Here is an 18,917-nt window from a genome sequence, read left to right as displayed (position 1 = left end):
GTGGGTTATTTTTCGGCTACCCCACCTATAGCGGGGTTAAAACAGGAGGTGGGTTAAATCTAGAGAGATGTGGGGATTTATAAGTATTCGCCCAATCATAAATTGATCGGGTTAAGTAACCACTTCTTGAGGGTTCTGGTGCATTTTGTTTGATCTCAACCACCACGATATGCATGCAGGTTGGTAAATGATCATGATGATCCATCCAGACAGCAGGCACGTTTCCCGTGATATTTTTAACACCTTGACTCTTCGACTCAGAATGCTGATTGACAGAAAGACTCACATCTAAATGATGCCCAAAATGGTAAGGCTGGTTTGTATGATTTGAAACCGAAGCATTTTCATGCGCGCAAAAAGCTGCTGCCACATTCCATAAACTCTGGAACATGAATAAACTTAGCAAAATTGCAATAAACACTGAACGCTTCATATATGCTTTCAACTCAAAATGCGCCTTACTATAGCAATTGCTCTCTGTGTAATAGAATTACATTTCATCAAAATACTCGATGTTTTATAACAAAACTACATCTCTTTGAAAGATTTTTATGTGAAGCATAACACTTTTTTAAAGTTGACCAACAAACTCACTGCTTGTTACAAGAAATGGATGCATTCTTTAAAAAACTAGCCTATATTGAAAGTGTTAGCTTAGTTTATGAGCAACAAGGAGCGTAATATGAAGTTTGATTATCTAAAAACAGTATGGACACTGTTGTTTCAAGCTCAAGACTCTAAAAATGATGTCTTTTTACTTTTAGATACTGATGCAGAGCATGAATATCAACAGGGTCTCTATTTTGAACAATTAGCACTCAATGACCAGTACCAACACTTTATGCGTCATCACATTTATCGCCATGTAAATGATGAAGTTCAACCTTATACAACCAGTTTTGCTTATCTCAATGAACGCAATGCCATCTGGTGTTTTTTACGATCCGCACTGCGTGGTCATCCAGAAGCTGAGTATAAAATGGGAATAGGTTATTTGAATGGTCAATTAGGTCTGGATCGTGACTATAGTAAAGCGGAAACTTGGCTTAAACGAGCTGCCAAAGATGGTCATCCTGATGCTAAACGCTGTTTATATGATGCTTATAGTCAACTCGCCTTCTCTTAATTCAATCAATAGTTTAAGAAATTAAGTGCATAAAAAAACCAGCTCGAAAGCTGGTTTTTTTATGCATAGAAAATTATCCTGTAATTTTTCTATATTTGCCGCGTTTTTGTACAGCATCTTCGCCTAAACGTGACTGACGATACGCTTCGTATTCTGCATAGTTCCCTGTATAGAACTCAGGTTGTTCATTCTCAAATGACAAAATATGCGTTGCGATACGATCCAGGAACCAGCGGTCATGCGATACCACCATTACAGTGCCAGGGAATACAAGAATTGCGTCCTCAAGTGCACGTAAAGTTTCGATGTCCAAATCGTTCGATGGTTCATCCAGCAAGATTACGTTCGCGCCCATCTGAAGGATCTTGGCGAGTTGTAAACGATTACGCTCACCCCCAGACAATTCCCCAACACGTTTTTGCTGATCCTGTCCTTTAAAATTAAAGCGACCGATATAAGCTCGTGACGCGATTTCATAATCGCCGATTTTTAAGATATCCAAACCGCCAGAAACTTCTTCCCAAACTGTTTTATCATTATCTAGAGTATCGCGAATCTGACCGACATACGCGACTTTAACCGAATCACCTAAAGTCACAGTACCAGTATCAGGTTGCTGTTCACCTGTCATCATACGGAATAACGTGGTTTTTCCCGCACCGTTAGGACCAACAATTCCGACAATCGCTGTAGGTGGAACCGTAAACGTTAAATTTTCGTACAAAAGACGACCATCAAATGATTTACTGATACCTTCCACTTCCACAACTTTATTACCCAAGCGTGGGCCTGGTGGAATATAGATCTCAGATGTTTCATTACGCTGTTGGAATTCTTTCGAGTTCAGCTCTTCAAAACGCTCCATACGCGCCTTGTTTTTCTTTTGTTGACCCTTAGCATTTGAACGAACCCATTCAAGTTCTTTTTTCAATGCTTTAGCAAAAGATTCTTCCTGTTTTTGTTCCTGCTCTAAACGAGCATTCTTTTGTTCCAACCAAGAAGAATAGTTACCTTGATAAGGAATACCATGTCCACGGTCAAGCTCAAGGATCCACTCAGCTACATTGTCCAAGAAATAGCGGTCATGCGTAATCGCCACGATCGTGCCCGGAAAATCTTTTAGGAAACGTTCTAACCAAGAAACTGATTCTGCATCCAAATGGTTCGTCGGTTCATCCAGCAACAACATATCTGGCTTGGAAAGCAATAAACGGCACAATGCAACACGACGACGTTCACCACCTGACAGCAAAGATACATCTGCATCCCATGCTGGAAGGTTCAAGGCATTCGCTGCAATTTCCAACTGATTATTTAAATTATGCGCATCCCATGTCTGGATAATTGCTTCTAATTTTTCTTGTTCTTTGGCAAGTTTATCAAAATCAGCATCAGGATCAGCATATTCAGCAAAAACCTGATCTAAACGCTCAAGAGCATCGAGTGCTTCGCGTACACCATCTTCTACGTTGCCACGCACATCCTTATTTGGATCAAGGGGTGGTTCTTGCTCAAGATAACCAATTTTAATACCCGGCTGCGCACGCGCTTCACCTGAGAAATCTTTGTCCACGCCCGCCATAATACGGAGCAAAGTCGATTTACCTGCACCGTTTAAGCCGAGCACACCAATTTTGGCACCCGGAAAAAATGATAAAGAGATATCCTTAAGGATTTCGCGCTTTGGCGGAACCATTTTGGAGACTCGGTTCATCGTATAAATATATTGGGCCACTTAGGACTCCTCAATAGAAAAACCAATACATCGCACTGAGCGAAAAAATAGCAGCTATTATATGCTGAATACTGCAAAAAAATAAGGCATGATTGAGTTTAATCAGAATTTATAACTGATAAATGTCAGCTAAATTGCTTCGTGATATAAAAAATGCAGGGAGCTATTCCATGCATTTTTTTAAATAAAACCCTGTTATACCGTTATTTTAGTCACGATTTATTTTACAAAGTTATTCAACAATAAATCCTTTACATCCTCAACACGACCTGACATTAGGGCTTTAATCGCATACAGTGAGGTTGAAGAAACTTGATTAAGATTCGGATCAGGTGGCATTACTAATTCCATCGGATTGGTATGCACATCCAGTAAAGCAGGCCCATCATGTTTTAAAAAGTTCTCCACTGCCTGCTCTAGTCCATCGCCATGCGTCACTGTTTTCCCATGCAAACCAATCACCGTTGCAAGCTGACCAAAATCAGGGTTCAGTAGATCAGTATAATGATCAAGCAGTCCCTCTACTTTTTGTTCGAGTTCAACAAAATTCAGCGAACTATTATTAAACACCACGATTTTAATCGGGAGCTTTTCCTGAATAGTCGTAAGCAGATCACCAAGTAACATGGCTAAACCACCATCGCCACATAAAGCAATGATCTGTCGCTTTGGAAAGGCTTTTTGGGCACCTAAAGCCTGTGGCATAGCATTGGCCATCGTGCCATGCAATAAGCTGGTAAAGGTTCGACGTTGACCATTTACATCAATATGACGTAACACCCAAACCATTGGCGAACCGCCATCTCCAAAGAAAATTGCATCATCATTGGCATAACGGTTTAGCAACGATACCAAATATTGCGGATGGATCAAACCATCTTTACCTATCCGTTCCTCTTTATGTCTGACTTCATCACTGTGACGTTTCAGCTCTAGACAATGATCCAGAAAATCTCGATCTTGTCGAGTTTCTAGCAAGGGTAATAACGCATTTAAAGTAGATGAAATTTTGCCGACTGCACCTAATGTAATCGGGTGTCTGCGTCCTAAATGAGTTGGATCAATATCAATTTGCACAATTTTAGCGTGGTTTGGATAGTATTGTGCCCAAGCAAAATCCGCCCCCAGCAGAATTAACAAATCACAATCCATTAAGGTGTGATAACCTGCTTTATTGCCAAAAATTCCCGTCATCCCCATATTGTAGGGATTATCGTATTCCACAAAGTCTTTGGCTCGCGAGGTATGAGCGATTGGTGCTTTTAATTTTTCGGCAAAAGCGACCAACTGATCGTGTGCACCTTCGCAGCCAGCCCCTGCATAGATCCCAATTTTATGATGTTGACCAATCAGATCAACTATTTGCATGAGTTCTGACTTACTCGGTAGAATGTCAGGCTCAGTACGATGTGAAATAAATGGCAAACCTGCCTCTGCCGAGGCTTCGCTAATATTGGCAGGCACAATCACCACAGCAACACCACGTTTGGTTAAAGCCGCTTGGCAGGCCATACTCATGATATGTCGTGCCTGAGAGGGTTGAGTGATTTCCTCGCAGAAAACAGATGTTTTTGCATAAACCGATTTAAAATCGACGTATTGTGGGAAATCAATAAAACCAGCCATTTCAGTCGAAATCTGGCTAGCGATTAAAATTACTGGCGCACGATTACGATGAGACTCATATAAACCATTAATAAAATGCAGACTACCTGGCCCACACGATCCTGCACATGCGGTTAAATGGCCACTCAATAATGCATCTGTACCAGCAGCAAAACCACCAACTTCCTCATGCCGGACATGAATCCATTCTATATTGCTTTTTGACATCGAGTCGGTGACGTGATTTAGAGTATCACCGACAATACCATAACAACGCTGTACGCCTGCCTGCTCAAGCACTTCGATAATAATATCAGATACTTTTTGAGTACTCATTATGTGACTTCTCCAGTTTTTTTATCATGCATTGAATCGCTTTTGTTTTTATGGTGGCCTTGCTGTGGAGTAATCGCCAGTAGGTTTTTGTGAGCTTATCTAAACATCATGTAAGCCGAATCTTAAAACTCTATTACGTTGTTTTAATACCCTATAAAATGTCTCCTCACATGTAATAATTTAAGCGTTATTAATTCTTTAAATGGTTTATTTTATTGATTTAAAACAATCATATGTTTGCAACAAATTGATATTAAAAAAAATGCTGACTGTTCCACAAAAATATATAAATTAAATATATAGAATATGATAAAAAAGAAGCTTGCTTAAATTTCACGCTTCAATGGACATGATAATGACACAAACTTATAAAGACGAAACTCTTGCCATCCATGCAGGCTATTCACCAGAACTAACCACCAAAGCTGTTGCGGTTCCGATTTATCAAACCACTTCTTATGCTTTTGATAATACTCAACATGGGGCCGATTTATTTGATCTAAAAGTTCAGGGGAACATTTACACCCGTATTATGAATCCCACCACGGCAGTATTGGAACAACGAATTGCTGCACTTGAGGGGGGAATCGGTGCATTGGCATTAGCTTCTGGTATGGCAGCGATTACGTATGCCATCCAAACTATTACTGAAGCGGGCGACAATATTGCCTCAGTTTCAACGCTTTATGGTGGTACTTATAATTTATTTGCACATACTTTACCTAAACAAGGCATTGAGGTACGTTTTTTTGATTACCAACAACCAGAGAGTTTACGCACATTAATTGATGATAAAACTAAACTGGTTTTTGTCGAGTCAATTGGAAATCCATTAGGTAATATTATTGATCTGGAAGCTATTTCCAAAATCGCTCATGAATATGGCGTACCTGTCATTGTAGATAATACCGTGGCAACACCTGTATTACAGAAATCTTTTGATTTTGGCGCAGATATTATTGTGCATTCACTGACCAAATATATTGGGGGACATGGTAATAGCATTGGGGGTGTTATTGTAGATAGTGGCAAATTTGCATGGGGACAATATCCTGATCATTTTAAAGTCCTAAATACACCTGACCCAAGCTATCATGGTGTAAATTACGTCGAAGCTTTAGGCCCTGCTGCTTATATTGGTCGTGCGCGAGTCGTCCCTTTACGCAATACTGGCGCAGCGATTAGTCCATTAAGTGTATTCCTTATTTTGCAAGGATTAGAAACCTTATCTTTACGCATGGAGCGCCATACTGAAAATGCGCTTAAAGTTGCCGAATATTTAAAACAACATCCTAAAGTTAAATGGGTCAATTATGCTGGCCTAAAAGATCATCCACAGTATGCACTGGCACAAAAATACGTGAAAGGGAAACCCTCTGCCATTCTTTCATTTGGCGTACAAGATGGCCGTGAAGGTGGAACGCGTTTTATTAATGCACTTCAACTATTTACACGTCTGGTCAACATTGGGGATGCAAAAAGTCTGGCTTGTCATCCTGCAACCACAACTCATCGCCAACTTAATGCAGAAGAACTAAAAGCTGCAGGTGTAAGCGAAGATATGGTGCGTTTATCTGTGGGTATTGAACATATTGATGATCTAATCGCCGATCTGGAACAAGCTCTAGCCACCGTTTAAATAAAATTTAACCCGTCATATTTAAGTCCGTCCAAGAACGGACTTTTTTTATTTTGCATCCCTACTTTTTTATGTTAAAAGTCTATTAACCATAGAATAAAATTAGAGCAATTACTCTAAAAACATTTGTAAATTCATACACTTAAATATAGACTTTTTAAAAATTAAATCCAATAATAATGAACTAGACTTTGGTTGAATAAAGTTCTTCACCAAAAATCCAGATGGTAAAAAAACAAGTAAAGCTTTCGGATCAACTTCCGAGCTCAGGGAAAAACGCGTGAATAAAAAACTTGAAACTCTTTTTCAAGAGAAAGTCAAAAATAAAGTCGTTCTGATTACTGGTGCATCCAGTGGCATCGGTTTAACGGTCGCAAAGAAAATGGCAGCGGCAGGTGCTCATGTGCTACTACTGGCACGTACTCAGGAAACATTGGAACAAGTACAAACCGAGATTATTGAAGCAGGTGGAAAAGCTTCAATCTTTCCATGCGATTTAAGCGATATGGATGGCATTGACAAAGTTGCCAAGCAAATTATGGAACAGGTCGAACATATTGATATTCTTATCAATAATGCAGGACGTTCTATCCGTCGTGCAGTTCATGAATCGATTGATCGTTTTCACGATTTTGAACGTACCATGCAACTCAATTACTTTGGTGCAGTGCGCTTGGTTTTAAATATTTTGCCTCATATGATTAACCGCAAAGGTGGTCAAATTATCAACATCAGCTCGATTGGTGTTCTGGCAAATGCGACTCGCTTTTCCGCTTATGTTGCCTCGAAAGCTGCATTGGATGCCTTTAGTCGTTGTCTATCTGCGGAAGTTCATTCACATAAGATTTCCATTACCTCTATCTACATGCCATTGGTACGCACTCCAATGATTGCGCCGACCAAAATTTATAATTATGTTCCAACGCTTTCACCTGAACAGGCCGCCGATCTAGTCGCTTATGCGGTGGTTAAACGTCCTAAACGTATTGCGACTAATTTAGGTCGTCTAGCTTCTATTACCTATTCTTTGGTGCCTGAAGTGAACAATTTATTTATGTCGATTGGCTTTAATTTGTTCCCAAGTTCAGATGCGGCAGTGGGGAAAAAGCAGGAAAAACTCAACTGGATGCAAAAAGCTTATGCTCGAATTTTTCCAGGAGAGCATTGGTAAATTTTTAATATATTGAGACAATAAAAAAAACCGCCAGCTGGAATAAACTGGCGGTTTTTTATGATGAGCTAATTAAAAAATTACTTCGACCCTTTAATCCCAGCCTGTAACAATAATGCACCAAAACCACCGATTTTATTTTCCTGCGGCCTATCTTGCTTAGGACGTTGTGGTTTTTTTGACTGATCATTTTGACGAGCAGCCTGAGGAGGACGTTTCCCCTGAGGTTTACGTTCTTCACGTGGCTCTTGTTGATCACGGCGCGGTGGACGCTGCGCTTTTGCAGGCGCCTGTGAACCTTCAGGGCGCATACTTAAATTCACACGATTACGCTCAGCGTCGACGGTGAGCACACGCACTTGGACAATCTGTCCCGGTTTCACTACTTTATGAGGATCCGAAACAAACTCATTCGCCAATTCAGAAATATGTACCAAACCATCCTGATGTACACCAACGTCTACAAATGCACCAAAGTTGGTCACATTCGTCACCACCCCTTCAAGCTGCATGCCTTCAGTTAATTGAGCTACTTCAGTAATGTCTTCGCGGAATTTAGCTGTGCGAAATTCTGGACGTGGATCACGGCCCGGTTTTTCAAGTTCAGTCAATACATCCTGAATGGTCGGTAAACCAAACGTTTCATCAACAAATTCATCAGCTTTAACCTGACGAATAATTTCAGTATTGCCAATAATGTCTTTCACTGTAGTTGCTTTGGCTTCTACAATTTTTTCCACCAAACCATAACTTTCTGGGTGTACCGCAGATGCATCCAACGGTTCTGAACCATTTTGAATACGCAAGAAACCTGCTGCCTGTTCAAAAGTACGCTCCCCCAAACGTGGCACTTTTTTCAAAGCTTGACGATTTTCAAAACGACCATTTTCTTTACGGTATTCTACAATCTGTTGAGCAATCGCTTTATTTAAACCTGCGATATACCCCAAAATAGCTGAAGATGCAGTATTCACGTCCACACCTACCGCATTTACACAATCCTCAACAACGGCATCCAGAGTTTTAGCCAAACCAGTCTGGTTCACATCATGCTGGTATTGACCCACACCAATCGATTTTGGATCGATTTTAACTAGCTCAGCCAACGGATCCTGCAAACGACGCGCAATCGATACTGCACCACGAATTGAGACATCTAACTCAGGCAATTCGGATGCGGCCAATTCACTGGCTGAATATACAGATGCACCCGCTTCACTGACCGAAACTCGCGTCAATTTTAAGTCAGAGTTTGCTGCCATCATTTCTGCTACAACGGCTTCGGTCTCACGACTTGCTGTGCCATTGCCAATCGCAATCAGATCAACATTATATTCACGACATAAACGGGCCAACTCAGTGATTGAACCTTCTTTGTCTTCTTTTGGCGCAAATGGATAAATAGTGCTGTACGCCAAAACATCACCCGCATCGCTCACTACTGCAAGCTTCACACCCGTACGAATCCCAGGGTCTACACCTAATGTAGTACGCCCACCCGCTGGAGCAGATAATAATAAATGACGTAAGTTTTCAGCAAATACATCCATTGCTTCTGCTTCTGCTGCCAAACGTTTTTCAGTCAAAAGTGAATGTTCAATTTGAGGACGGATTTTACCAAGCCAGAATAATTTAGCAGTTTGCTTTAAAAATTCCTGACGAGCTTGAGGTTGAATTTGGTCAAGATTATATTCGGTCTCAATACGTGCCAAAGGTGCTTCATCTTCACCATCAACTTTTAAACCCAATACATTTTCCTGACGACCACGTAGCATCGCTAATAGGCGATGAGATGGGACTTTATTCAGATTTTCTGAAAATTCAAAATAATCGCGAAATTTTTTGCCAACTTCTTTTTTCTCTTCTGACGCAACTGCGCTTTTTAACAGCGCACTTTTGGCAAACACTGCCTTCAGCTCTGTCGTTAGGGCAATATTTTGTGCCCATTCATCAATAATAATATGCTGTACGGCATCCAATTGGCTTTCAGCATCTGGATAATCTTCATGGCTAAAGCCTGCTAAAGCATCTACAGGTTCAACATTTTCATGCAGAATTTTTTCTGCGGCAGGCCCAAGACCAGCTTCTTTGGCTTTAAACGATTTACTGGTACGTTTTGGACGATAGGGCGCATAGATTTCTTCGAGCGCATTTTTAGTTTCAGCCGCATTGACCCGTGCTAATAAATCATCCGATAACTTGTTTTGTTCTTTTAATGACTCGATGACTTTCTCACGACGTTCATACAAATCACGTAAATAAGCCAAGCGGGTATCTAACTGGCGCAGTTGTGTATCATCCAAACCCTGCGTTACTTCTTTACGGTAACGTGCAATAAATGGAACGCTAGCACCTTCATCAATTAAACGAATGGCAGCTTCTACTTGGTTTGGACGTACGGCAAGTTCGCTTGCCAACTGCTGAACTAAGTCAGTCATCGTATTTGATTCCACAAGGCTAAAGTTTAAAAGCAATGATTATAAAGACCGAGTCTATAAAATCCACAATTGTTTTGCGTATTAAAAACGAAATTTTGAATTAAACCTGCATTTTTTTCAATTTTTAGGCATTTTTATTTATTCTAGCTCAACTTTTCATCACAAAAAAAGTCTCTTTTAGCCATTACTCCATTCATTACCTAAAAATCCGATGCTTTTGCCAATGCCTTTTAGATAGAAAAGAAAGCATCCTGTTTCTATAAATTTTCATATGAATATAAGCAAAATATGACAATCTATTCTTTTAACGATGAAGAATAATGCATATTTATTTAATTTTAATTAAAAAAACAAGGATTTAGTCAAAGAATATAAACATATGACATGATAAAATTGAGGCGCTACACAGCTACAACTAGCATCCTCACAAAAACGCTTTAACATGTTGTTTTTTGGTTTCAAATCACACGGAAAATTGTAATTTTGAGCAAATTGATACATAGTCTTAACAAGACTATCCGCATTATACTGCAATGATCCAATAAGCTATAAATATTGACTTAAATTAAGGGAGTACATCATGAGTTTAGTTGTACCTGCTGAAAATAATGAAGCTGTACAAAACGAAACCGATCGTGTCGAACGCATCTTGGTGGTCGATGATGATGTGCGTTTACGCACCCTTTTACAACGGTTCCTAGAAGATAAAGGTTTTGTGGTTAAAACTGCACACGATGCGACCCAGATGGATCGTTTGTTGCAGCGTGAATTATTTTCATTGATTGTTCTGGATTTTATGTTGCCTGTCGAAGATGGCTTAAGTATTTGTCGTCGACTACGTCAGTCTAACATTGACACTCCAATTATTATGCTAACCGCGCGTGGTAGCGACTCAGACCGTATCGCAGGTCTGGAAGCTGGCGCAGATGATTATTTACCAAAACCATTTAATCCAAACGAGTTACTCGCTCGTATTCGTGCAGTACTACGTCGTCAGGTACGTGAAGTTCCAGGTGCACCAAGTCAGCAAATGGAAGTGGTGAGTTTTGGTCCTTGGTCACTGGATCTATCTACTCGAACTCTGACTCGCGAAGGACAAGTGGTAACTTTAACCACTGGTGAATTTGCGGTTCTTAAAGCATTGGTGCAACATCCACGTGAACCCCTAACACGCGATAAGCTCATGAATCTAGCACGTGGTCGTGAATGGGGCGCAATGGAGCGTTCAATTGACGTTCAAGTCTCCCGTTTACGTCGTCTGATTGAAGAAAATCCAGCACGCGCGCGTTATATTCAGACAGTTTGGGGTGTGGGCTATGTCTTTGTACCAGATGGCGCTGAATAAACCCTTGCTTTAGGATAATGCATTGAAGCTCGATCCAGTCACTCCACAGGACTACACTGATTTTGTTGCCTACTCAGAACGTAAACGTACGCCTTGGGAACGGTTTCTTGACAAAATAAAACCACGCTCTGCTGCCATGCGTACAGCAGTTTTGGTGGTTTTCGTCGTTTTGTTTAGTCTGGTAATGTCTCTGTGGTTTTTCTGGCGAACTCTGTATTTACCTGAAATACAGCAACATGCCCGTTATTTGGCAATTGAACTCGAACTCGTTAACAATCCTGATATTCGTATTTTTCATCGCGATAACGAAGTCGATATAGATACCTGGCTGAAAAACCGGATTGGGATCGAGTACATTACCAATCCAAAAGAATATCCGAATGTCCGCAACAAAGTCATTGCAGATTTTTTCACCAATAATGTCGAAGATAAGCTAGCCAAAGAGCTGAATGTTAAAGACGTAACCGTCTATTTTCAGTTCAAACCCAGTCCCCGCATTTGGATTCAAACGCCAGAAATGAATGGCAATTGGGTACGTGAGCCGCTTAAAACCTATGCCAACTATAGTCCTGAGCTTATTTTTGGCTGGTTATTGGGCGTTCCCATTATTGCCAGTATTATTATTTTAACACTGGTACGCCAGCTAAATCGCCCCTTGCGACGCCTACAAAATGCGGCCAATGAATATAGTAAAACAGGCAAAGCACCTTATCTCGAAACCAATCATGGGCCACAGGAAATTCGTGAGGTCAATCAAGCGTTTAATCATATGATTTATACACTTGAACAAACGGAACGTGATCGCCGCATTATGCTGGCAGGCATTTCTCATGATCTAAGAACACCCTTGACCCGCATTCGTTTAACCGCCGAAATGCTGCCTGATGAATTTTTCCGTGAAGGCTTGATCTATGATGTCGATGATATGGATGCGATTTTAAATCAGTTCATTTCTTATATGCGTGATGGTTCAGATGAAGAACTGCGTGAAACCAATATTAATATCTTATTGCAAGAATTAGTCGTGCAATTCAAACCGTTGGATATTCGTTTTCAGGCGCAGGATGTGCCGATTATTCCTGCACGGAGTTTGTCTTTAAAGCGTCTGATTGCCAATCTCATTAATAATGCCAAACGCTATGGCGCCGAACCAATTGAATTAAGCGCCCATGTAGAAAGCGAACATATTTTAATTAGCGTTGCAGATCATGGTGAAGGCATTCCTGAAGATCAGATTGAAGAGTTGATGCAACCTTTTGTCCGTGGTAATGCCGCACGTACCGTACAAGGTAGTGGCTTAGGCCTGGCAATTGTCAAACGAATTGTAGACATTCATCAGGGTGAATTATTGATTCATAATCGTCCACAAGGTGGGCTTGAAGCGATTATCTCATTGCCTTTACCCAAGCATTTACAAGAGGAAAGCCATACCGTAAATCCGCTGAATAAAATCAAGCAAACATTATCAGATCGCTTCTAATACTTTTGTCTAAAAAAACAACAAACAACTTAGCAAGCTCATTAAATAATCATTTTTTATTTATTAATAATCAAATAGTTAAAATCATCAATAATATTTATACCCACATTTTTTATAAAAATTAGACCTTAGCCTAACATGCCTCCATATCTATTGCAGAGTAGGTACAATCCCCTCCTATGCAATAAACAAGATTGAGAGTAAGCCATGTCTTTAGATCGTATTCGATTAGCCTCCCTCCATGACAAAGTGATCAGTGCCGCTCAGGCAGCTGAATTTATCCAAGACGGCATGACAGTCGGTATGAGTGGTTTTACTCGTGCAGGTGAAGCTAAAGCTGTTCCACAAGCTCTAGTGGAACATGCAAAAGTTAATCCTTTAAAAATCACCCTCATCACTGGGGCAAGTTTAGGAAACGATCTAGACAAACAATTGACCGAAGCGGGTGTTTTAGCTCGTCGTTTGCCTTTCCAAGTCGATAATACTTTACGTCGCGCAATCAACAATGGCGAAGTCATGTTTATCGATCAGCATTTGTCTGAAACTGTTGAACAAATGCGTAACTTACAATTAAAACGTCCTGATGTAGCGGTGATTGAAGCAATTGCGATTACTGAAGATGGTGGCATTATTCCAACGACTTCTGTAGGTAACTCTGCGAGTTTTGCGATTTTTGCAGAAAAAGTAATTGTAGAAATCAATACCTCTTTAAGCGAAGCTTTTGAAGGTTTGCACGATATTTATATTCCAACCTATCGTCCTACCCGTCAGCCTATTCCATTAACCAAGGTTGATGAACGCATTGGTACAACTGCAATTCAAATTGATCCAGCGAAAATCGTGGGTATCGTATTCAATGATACCTCCGATTCACCATCAACTGTGACCTTACCAGATGATGAAACTCAAGGCATTGCTAACCATCTAATTGCTTTCTTTGAAAAAGAAGTCGCGGAAGGTCGTTTACCGAAAAATCTTGGCCCATTACAAGCAGGTATTGGTTCGATTGCCAATGCCGTACTTACTGGTCTAAAAGACTCTAATTTCGAAGATTTGGTCATGTATTCAGAAGTATTACAAGACTGTACCTTTGAACTCATTGATGCTGGCAAAATGAAATTTGCATCTGGTAGCTCGATTACTCTTTCAGCTAAATGTGGTGAAAAAGTCTTTGGCAATATCGAAGCTTATAAAGATAAATTGGTGTTACGTCCTCAGGAGATTTCAAATCATCCAGAATTAGTACGCCGTTTAGGTATTATTGGAATTAACACTGCCCTTGAGTTTGACATCTACGGCAATGTGAACTCAACACACGTTTGTGGTACAAAAATGATGAATGGTATTGGGGGTTCAGGCGACTTTGCCCGTAATGCTCATCTTGCAATTTTTGTAACCAAATCAATTGCTAAAGGTGGGGATATTTCTTCAATCGTACCAATGGTTTCTCACGTTGATCATAGCGAACACGATGTTGACATTCTAGTGACTGAACAAGGTCTTGCTGATTTACGTGGATTAGCACCGCGTGAACGCGCTCGTGCCATCATTGATAATTGTGTACATCCACTTTACCAAGGGGCTTTAAACGATTACTTCGATCGCTCATGCGCCAAAGGTGGTCATACTCCGCATATTCTACGTGAAGCGTTGTCATGGCATAGTAACTTTGAAGAAACTGGTCATATGCTAGTTGCAGAAGCTCAGGCAAAATCTGCTTAATCTTCAGTTTTAGTCAGTTAAAAAAGCACCCTACTGCCCTTGGGTGCTTTTTTTTGTAGATATTCTTTAGCGACTTATCAAATGGATTGTTTTCGATTATCTTAAAGCAACACAATAACAAGTAGAAAATTCCATGTTTATGATTCGCCAATTTATCCAGTCCGATCTTGATGACGTCATTAATCTTTGGGAAATGTGTGGGCTAACTCGCCCATGGAACAATCCAGAAATCGATATTTTCCGTAAACTTGTTCAACAAGATGATCTGTTTCTAGTAGCCATTAAGGATGAACAATTAATTGCCGTATTAATGGGCGGTTATGATGGACATCGTGGCTGGATGAACTATCTTGCCGTGCATCCCCAACATCAACGTTTAGGTATTGCTACAGCCTTGGTTCAACAGCTTGAAAAACGCTTGATTGCGCGAGGCTGTCCTAAATTACAACTTTTGGTACGACAGGATAATCTTGATATTCAAAGCTTCTATGCAGAGCTGGATTATGAAGAAGAAGATGTCATTTGTTTGGGGAAACGCTTAATTCAGGATTGAGTTTTAAATGCCAATTAAATACAGATAAGATGACAATTATTAAAACAATTATCTGATTAAAATTAAACCTGAACTATTTATTATCAGGGGATAATTGGATATGAAAATTAAACTTTTATGCTGCGCAATGTTATCTCTAGCTGCATCAAATATTGTGCAAGCCGAAGTAAATACTAAAACATTTACAACTTCAGAACTCAAAGCTCTAAGCTGTACCGATTTGAATGTCGAAAAAACTAACGCAAAACGTGAACTTATAAACGCTGAAAAAAATCTAACCAACATCCAAACTGAGACCCCCAATAAAACCATCAGTAAATGGGCAGGTGTAGCAAGTGGTGCCTTAAGTGCATTTGGCGGAAAATCTGAAAATGCAGCCAAAGCTAAAGAGATGGCCAATAATCTGGTAGGTTCAGAAGACACTTCAGATGAAAATAACCTGAAACTTCAGCAAGCTCTTAAAAATAAAGCTCAAACAAATATCGAAAATATTGAGACTTACCAAAAAAGTAAAAAGTGCAAACTATAATGACATTTCACTCTGTGTCTCATTATTAATTTGAATAATTATAATCGTTTGACTCTGGCCAAGTTCCTCTATTTTTCGGTTCTTGGCTTTTTTTTAACTTAAATCTAAAATTTTATTAATTTTAATAGTCAAATCTTATAAAAACATACCCAATTCACGAGTTTAAAACTATAAATATCAGATTTAAACAACATTTTTAAATATAAAACTAAAATATTTTCTTGAATTATAGTCTCCCTACCCGTAAAAGAATAGGAAAACTGACATTAATTTGTGGCTCAAGTTGTTTTGATTCCAAAATTAGGTGCAATGGGTTTTGCTGATTTTTATTTAGATAGTGTTTCACCGCAGACCATGTATTTAAATAATCTATTAACTGCTGAAACGTCCATTTCAATTCAATTTTAAAATCAGGCATAGCTATTTCTTTAAATGGAAAAGGAATAGTTTGATAACGTTCATCAATATAATGACGTTCCACATCCCAATAATCCTTGAGGATTACCCGATATAAATACTGAATAGCTTCATTTAGTTCTGCATGATCGACTTGAATCAAACCATACCCTAATACAGCAAATAAACCATCAGGTTTTAAAGTTCGTTTGACTTGTGTATAAAAGGCATCGAACTCAAACCAGTGAATAGCCTGTGCGACTGCGATCAAATCAAAGCACTGTGCTGGAAAATCACTTTTTTCGGCAGCCTGCACCTGATAACTCACATTCTCAAAATACGGCGCATGCTGTAATTGATTAGCACTCAGATCAGTTGCCACAATCTGGTCAAAATACGGCGCTAAAAGCTGGGTTAACTGACCAGATCCCGCACCGCAATCCCAAGCAAATTCGTGCGAAGGCACATGCTTAAGTAATTCCTGAATCACCGCCTGTGGATAAGATGGTCTAGCTTGTTGATAAAGCTGGCTTTGTGCTGAGAATAAATCCTTCATTACTCAGTTCCTTAATGTAACGTCCTTGTCTTTGACTATATGATAAAAACTTAACGATAGGGTTTAAATTGTTGGACAATAAAAAAAGCCCTAAACAAAGTTTAGGGCTTTTTGAATATGGTGGCGTGAGGCAGGATCGAACTGCCGACACACGGATTTTCAATCCGTTGCTCTACCGACTGAGCTATCGCGCCGATGGCGTGTATTAAGCCGTATCTACGTCAATTAGTCAATCAAAATCAGCATCTTTTTCATCGAATGTCTTTTTTTTGCTCAAAAAAAAATCCCTGATGGGATCAGGGATTGAAAACACAAATACGGTTTTTGAATATGGTGGCGTGAGGCAGGATCGAACTGCCGACACACGGATTTTCAATCCGTTGCTCTACCGACTGAGCTATCGCGCCGATGTGGGCGTATTAAACAATGTTCAAAGGTCTCAGTCAAGCGACACTGAGACCTTTTTTAGCTGAACGTCTAAATTTACAGCGGCATTTAAAGGAAAATTTATCCTTGAACGGATAATTTACCGATATGTGCCAGACAACGATGAATCGCACCACACCCTGGTTCAAAGTATTTAACACCTTTTTCCTCTTCCAGACGGCAAGCTTCACTGACCAGACGTTCAGCTACTCCTCGCCCCCGATTGGCAGGATGTACAACAATATACTCGAGAATCTTGCTTTCACCTTGTCCTGTACACCAGATTGCACCTATAATCTTGGTGTTAAATTCAGCTGTATAGACCGTGGTATACTGCGCCAGATTTTGTTCTAGCTGCTCAACCGCATCTTGCCCATCGCCAAATTCAGGACTTGTGTCATACAGTCGCTCAAGCTGGCTGCGCATTTCTTCGTTTTCGAGTGAAGTATAAGCATGTACGGTTATAGGCATGGGTTAACCCTCCTGAGCAAGCGATAAGGCTGTCACTTTTTTGTCACAGCAAATTGACCTTTATATTCATCATTTTTAACGTTTTTTGAGGAACGTGTCCATGACAGAGCGTATCAGTGAAGTGGTAAGAAATACCAATGAGACCAAAATTCGAGTTCGTTTGAATCTCGATGGTTCTGGTCAAGGTAAACTGAACACTGGAGTTCCATTTTTAGACCATATGATTGATCAAATCAAGCGCCATGGTTTATTTGATATTGATATTCACTGTGATGGTGATTTGGAAATCGATGATCACCATACTGTAGAAGATTGTGGTATTACGCTGGGACAAGCTTTTGCACAGGCTTTGGGCGATAAAAAGGGTCTACGTCGTTATGGACATTTTTATGCTCCTTTAGATGAAGCGCTCTCTCGTGTAGTGGTAGATTTATCAGGTCGTCCGGGATTGTTTATGGATATTCCATTCACTCGCGCACGTATTGGGACTTTTGACGTCGATTTATTTTCAGAGTTTTTTCAAGGCTTCGTCAATCATGCCCTCATGACCTTACATATTGAGAATCTCAAAGGTAAAAACAGTCACCATCAGATTGAAAGTGTGTTTAAAGCTTTTGCCCGCGCATTACGCATGGCTTGCGAAGTTGATCCTCGGGCCGCAGGAACCATTGCTTCAACCAAAGGTAGTTTGTAATGACTCGCGTTGCTTTACTTGATTATGGCATGGGAAATCTACACTCAGCAGCCAAAGCATTGGAGCATGTCGGTGCGACTGTAGATGTCACCAATGATCCTAAACTGATTGCCAAAGCAGATAAAATCGTTTTTCCAGGTGTGGGTGCCATGCGCGATTGTATGCACGGTATGCATGAAGCAGGAATAGATGAGGTCGTGAAGCAGGCAGTATTTAACAAACCTGTATTGGCTATTTGTGTGGGTATGCAAGCATTAATGCAGCATTCTGAAGAAAATGATGGTACAGATGCACTCGGTATTTTTGCGGGTCAGGTTAAGCATTTTCCTGACATCGAAGGTTTGAAAGTACCACATATGGGCTGGAATCAGGTGCATCAGGCCGATCCATCCCATCCAATGTGGAATAATATTGAACAGGATGCACGTTTTTATTTTGTTCATAGTTATTATGTTGAACCGCAGCAAGCTAGCCTGATTGCAGCAACTTGTGATTATGGACTGCCTTTTTGTACCGCAATTCATCAGGACAATCTGTTTGCCACGCAATTTCACCCTGAAAAGAGTCATACAGCAGGTTTACAACTGCTGAAGAATTTTGTGGAATGGGATATTTAATTTGAATATGGATCAAGTCAACAGATTGGCTTGATCTTCCAAATTGATCACAAAAAATGTGAATACTATTATTTACTT

Annotated in this window: 16 protein-coding genes and 2 tRNA genes; 10 read left to right on the top strand and 8 right to left on the bottom strand. The window is 40.1% G+C overall.

Annotated features, from left to right (window positions below; all coding sequences use genetic code 11):
* Nucleotides 1-25 precede the first annotated feature (25 nt).
* Nucleotides 26-433 carry a cation efflux protein, CzcI-like gene (locus IAE20_RS01185; protein WP_200481655.1) on the bottom strand — a complete coding sequence of 136 codons (408 nt, stop codon included), beginning with the start codon at nt 431-433 and terminating at the stop codon, nt 26-28.
* A 249-nt stretch (nt 434-682) separates the two neighbouring features.
* Between IAE20_RS01185 and IAE20_RS01180 the strand changes: the two genes are divergently transcribed.
* The gene (locus IAE20_RS01180) at nt 683-1,126 is read left to right on the top strand and encodes a tetratricopeptide repeat protein (protein WP_200481656.1); all 444 of its coding nucleotides are present in this window, start codon (nt 683-685) and stop codon (nt 1,124-1,126) included.
* Nucleotides 1,127-1,199: 73 nt separating this feature from the next.
* On the opposite strand, the gene ettA is transcribed toward IAE20_RS01180, so the two are convergent.
* A complete protein-coding gene (gene ettA / locus IAE20_RS01175) occupies nt 1,200-2,861 on the bottom strand; it encodes an energy-dependent translational throttle protein EttA (RefSeq protein ID WP_200459112.1) in 1,662 nt (553 codons plus the stop codon).
* 219 nt (nt 2,862-3,080) lie between these two features.
* A complete protein-coding gene (locus tag IAE20_RS01170; RefSeq protein ID WP_200481657.1) occupies nt 3,081-4,802 on the bottom strand; it encodes a thiamine pyrophosphate-dependent enzyme in 1,722 nt (573 codons plus the stop codon).
* A 355-nt stretch (nt 4,803-5,157) separates the two neighbouring features.
* Between IAE20_RS01170 and IAE20_RS01165 the strand changes: the two genes are divergently transcribed.
* Both IAE20_RS01165 and IAE20_RS01160 read left to right on the top strand, forming a co-directional pair.
* Entirely contained in the window at nt 5,158-6,441 is a 1,284-nt protein-coding gene (locus IAE20_RS01165; RefSeq protein ID WP_200481658.1) for an O-acetylhomoserine aminocarboxypropyltransferase/cysteine synthase family protein, read from the top strand.
* A 280-nt stretch (nt 6,442-6,721) separates the two neighbouring features.
* Nucleotides 6,722-7,612 (top strand): SDR family NAD(P)-dependent oxidoreductase, encoded by an 891-nt coding sequence (locus IAE20_RS01160; RefSeq protein ID WP_200459109.1) that lies wholly within the window; start codon nt 6,722-6,724, stop codon nt 7,610-7,612.
* Nucleotides 7,613-7,692: 80 nt separating this feature from the next.
* Here IAE20_RS01160 and IAE20_RS01155 read toward each other — a convergent pair whose 3' ends face one another.
* A complete protein-coding gene (locus IAE20_RS01155) occupies nt 7,693-10,050 on the bottom strand; it encodes a Tex family protein (RefSeq protein ID WP_200481659.1) in 2,358 nt (785 codons plus the stop codon).
* A gap of 580 nt (nt 10,051-10,630) precedes the next feature.
* On the opposite strand from IAE20_RS01155, the gene ompR reads away from it, so the two are divergent.
* The 5 genes from ompR to IAE20_RS01130 all read left to right on the top strand — a co-directional run bounded on the left by ompR (nt 10,631) and on the right by IAE20_RS01130 (nt 15,679).
* Nucleotides 10,631-11,395 carry a two-component system response regulator OmpR gene (gene ompR / locus IAE20_RS01150; RefSeq protein ID WP_120370134.1) on the top strand — a complete coding sequence of 255 codons (765 nt, stop codon included), beginning with the start codon at nt 10,631-10,633 and terminating at the stop codon, nt 11,393-11,395.
* A 22-nt stretch (nt 11,396-11,417) separates the two neighbouring features.
* The gene (locus tag IAE20_RS01145) at nt 11,418-12,875 is read left to right on the top strand and encodes an ATP-binding protein (protein ID WP_200459107.1); all 1,458 of its coding nucleotides are present in this window, start codon (nt 11,418-11,420) and stop codon (nt 12,873-12,875) included.
* A gap of 207 nt (nt 12,876-13,082) precedes the next feature.
* On the top strand, nt 13,083-14,597 hold the full coding sequence (locus IAE20_RS01140) for an acetyl-CoA hydrolase/transferase family protein (protein ID WP_200459106.1): 1,515 nt from the start codon (nt 13,083-13,085) through the stop codon (nt 14,595-14,597).
* A gap of 133 nt (nt 14,598-14,730) precedes the next feature.
* Nucleotides 14,731-15,150 carry a GNAT family acetyltransferase gene (locus IAE20_RS01135; RefSeq protein WP_200459105.1) on the top strand — a complete coding sequence of 140 codons (420 nt, stop codon included), beginning with the start codon at nt 14,731-14,733 and terminating at the stop codon, nt 15,148-15,150.
* A gap of 100 nt (nt 15,151-15,250) precedes the next feature.
* Nucleotides 15,251-15,679 carry a hypothetical protein gene (locus IAE20_RS01130; protein WP_200481660.1) on the top strand — a complete coding sequence of 143 codons (429 nt, stop codon included), beginning with the start codon at nt 15,251-15,253 and terminating at the stop codon, nt 15,677-15,679.
* Nucleotides 15,680-15,905: 226 nt separating this feature from the next.
* Here the strand turns inward: IAE20_RS01130 and IAE20_RS01125 are convergent, their stop codons facing one another.
* The 4 genes from IAE20_RS01125 to IAE20_RS01110 form a co-directional block, all read right to left on the bottom strand.
* Nucleotides 15,906-16,631, bottom strand: a complete 726-nt coding sequence (locus IAE20_RS01125; RefSeq protein ID WP_200481661.1) for a class I SAM-dependent methyltransferase — start codon at nt 16,629-16,631, stop codon at nt 15,906-15,908.
* 118 nt (nt 16,632-16,749) lie between these two features.
* Nucleotides 16,750-16,825 (bottom strand) — tRNA-Phe (locus IAE20_RS01120).
* Between the two features lie 137 nt (nt 16,826-16,962).
* Nucleotides 16,963-17,038 (bottom strand) — tRNA-Phe (locus IAE20_RS01115).
* Between the two features lie 100 nt (nt 17,039-17,138).
* Nucleotides 17,139-17,528: a GNAT family N-acetyltransferase gene (locus tag IAE20_RS01110; protein WP_200459102.1), complete on the bottom strand. Its 390-nt coding sequence runs from the start codon at nt 17,526-17,528 to the stop codon at nt 17,139-17,141.
* A 100-nt stretch (nt 17,529-17,628) separates the two neighbouring features.
* Between IAE20_RS01110 and hisB the strand changes: the two genes are divergently transcribed.
* Nucleotides 17,629-18,222 (top strand): imidazoleglycerol-phosphate dehydratase HisB, encoded by a 594-nt coding sequence (gene hisB / locus IAE20_RS01105; protein ID WP_200481952.1) that lies wholly within the window; start codon nt 17,629-17,631, stop codon nt 18,220-18,222.
* On the top strand, nt 18,222-18,839 hold the full coding sequence (hisH, locus tag IAE20_RS01100; RefSeq protein ID WP_200459100.1) for an imidazole glycerol phosphate synthase subunit HisH: 618 nt from the start codon (nt 18,222-18,224) through the stop codon (nt 18,837-18,839). Before hisB ends, hisH begins: the two co-directional genes overlap by 1 nt.
* Nucleotides 18,840-18,917: the final 78 nt, after the last annotated feature.

Source organism: Acinetobacter sp. S54 (assembly GCF_016624945.1).
In the GTDB taxonomy this organism is placed as follows: Bacteria; Pseudomonadota; Gammaproteobacteria; order Pseudomonadales; family Moraxellaceae; genus Acinetobacter.
The sequence above is the reverse complement of the archived record's forward strand: the minus strand, read 5'-3'. Positions and strand labels throughout refer to the sequence as shown.

What these genes read in the sequence shown, in the direction of transcription:
- IAE20_RS01185 (WP_200481655.1), bottom strand. Translation starts at nt 433, where the DNA reads ATGAAGCGTTCAGTGTTTATTGCAATTTTGCTAAGTTTATTCATGTTC.
- IAE20_RS01180 (WP_200481656.1), top strand. Translation starts at nt 683, where the DNA reads ATGAAGTTTGATTATCTAAAAACAGTATGGACACTGTTGTTTCAAGCT.
- IAE20_RS01170 (WP_200481657.1), bottom strand. Translation starts at nt 4,802, where the DNA reads ATGAGTACTCAAAAAGTATCTGATATTATTATCGAAGTGCTTGAGCAG.
- IAE20_RS01165 (WP_200481658.1), top strand. Translation starts at nt 5,158, where the DNA reads ATGACACAAACTTATAAAGACGAAACTCTTGCCATCCATGCAGGCTAT.
- IAE20_RS01155 (WP_200481659.1), bottom strand. Translation starts at nt 10,050, where the DNA reads ATGACTGACTTAGTTCAGCAGTTGGCAAGCGAACTTGCCGTACGTCCA.
- ompR (WP_120370134.1), top strand. Translation starts at nt 10,631, where the DNA reads ATGAGTTTAGTTGTACCTGCTGAAAATAATGAAGCTGTACAAAACGAA.
- IAE20_RS01140 (WP_200459106.1), top strand. Translation starts at nt 13,083, where the DNA reads ATGTCTTTAGATCGTATTCGATTAGCCTCCCTCCATGACAAAGTGATC.
- IAE20_RS01135 (WP_200459105.1), top strand. Translation starts at nt 14,731, where the DNA reads ATGTTTATGATTCGCCAATTTATCCAGTCCGATCTTGATGACGTCATT.
- IAE20_RS01130 (WP_200481660.1), top strand. Translation starts at nt 15,251, where the DNA reads ATGAAAATTAAACTTTTATGCTGCGCAATGTTATCTCTAGCTGCATCA.
- IAE20_RS01125 (WP_200481661.1), bottom strand. Translation starts at nt 16,631, where the DNA reads ATGAAGGATTTATTCTCAGCACAAAGCCAGCTTTATCAACAAGCTAGA.
- IAE20_RS01110 (WP_200459102.1), bottom strand. Translation starts at nt 17,528, where the DNA reads ATGCCTATAACCGTACATGCTTATACTTCACTCGAAAACGAAGAAATG.
- hisB (WP_200481952.1), top strand. Translation starts at nt 17,629, where the DNA reads ATGACAGAGCGTATCAGTGAAGTGGTAAGAAATACCAATGAGACCAAA.
- hisH (WP_200459100.1), top strand. Translation starts at nt 18,222, where the DNA reads ATGACTCGCGTTGCTTTACTTGATTATGGCATGGGAAATCTACACTCA.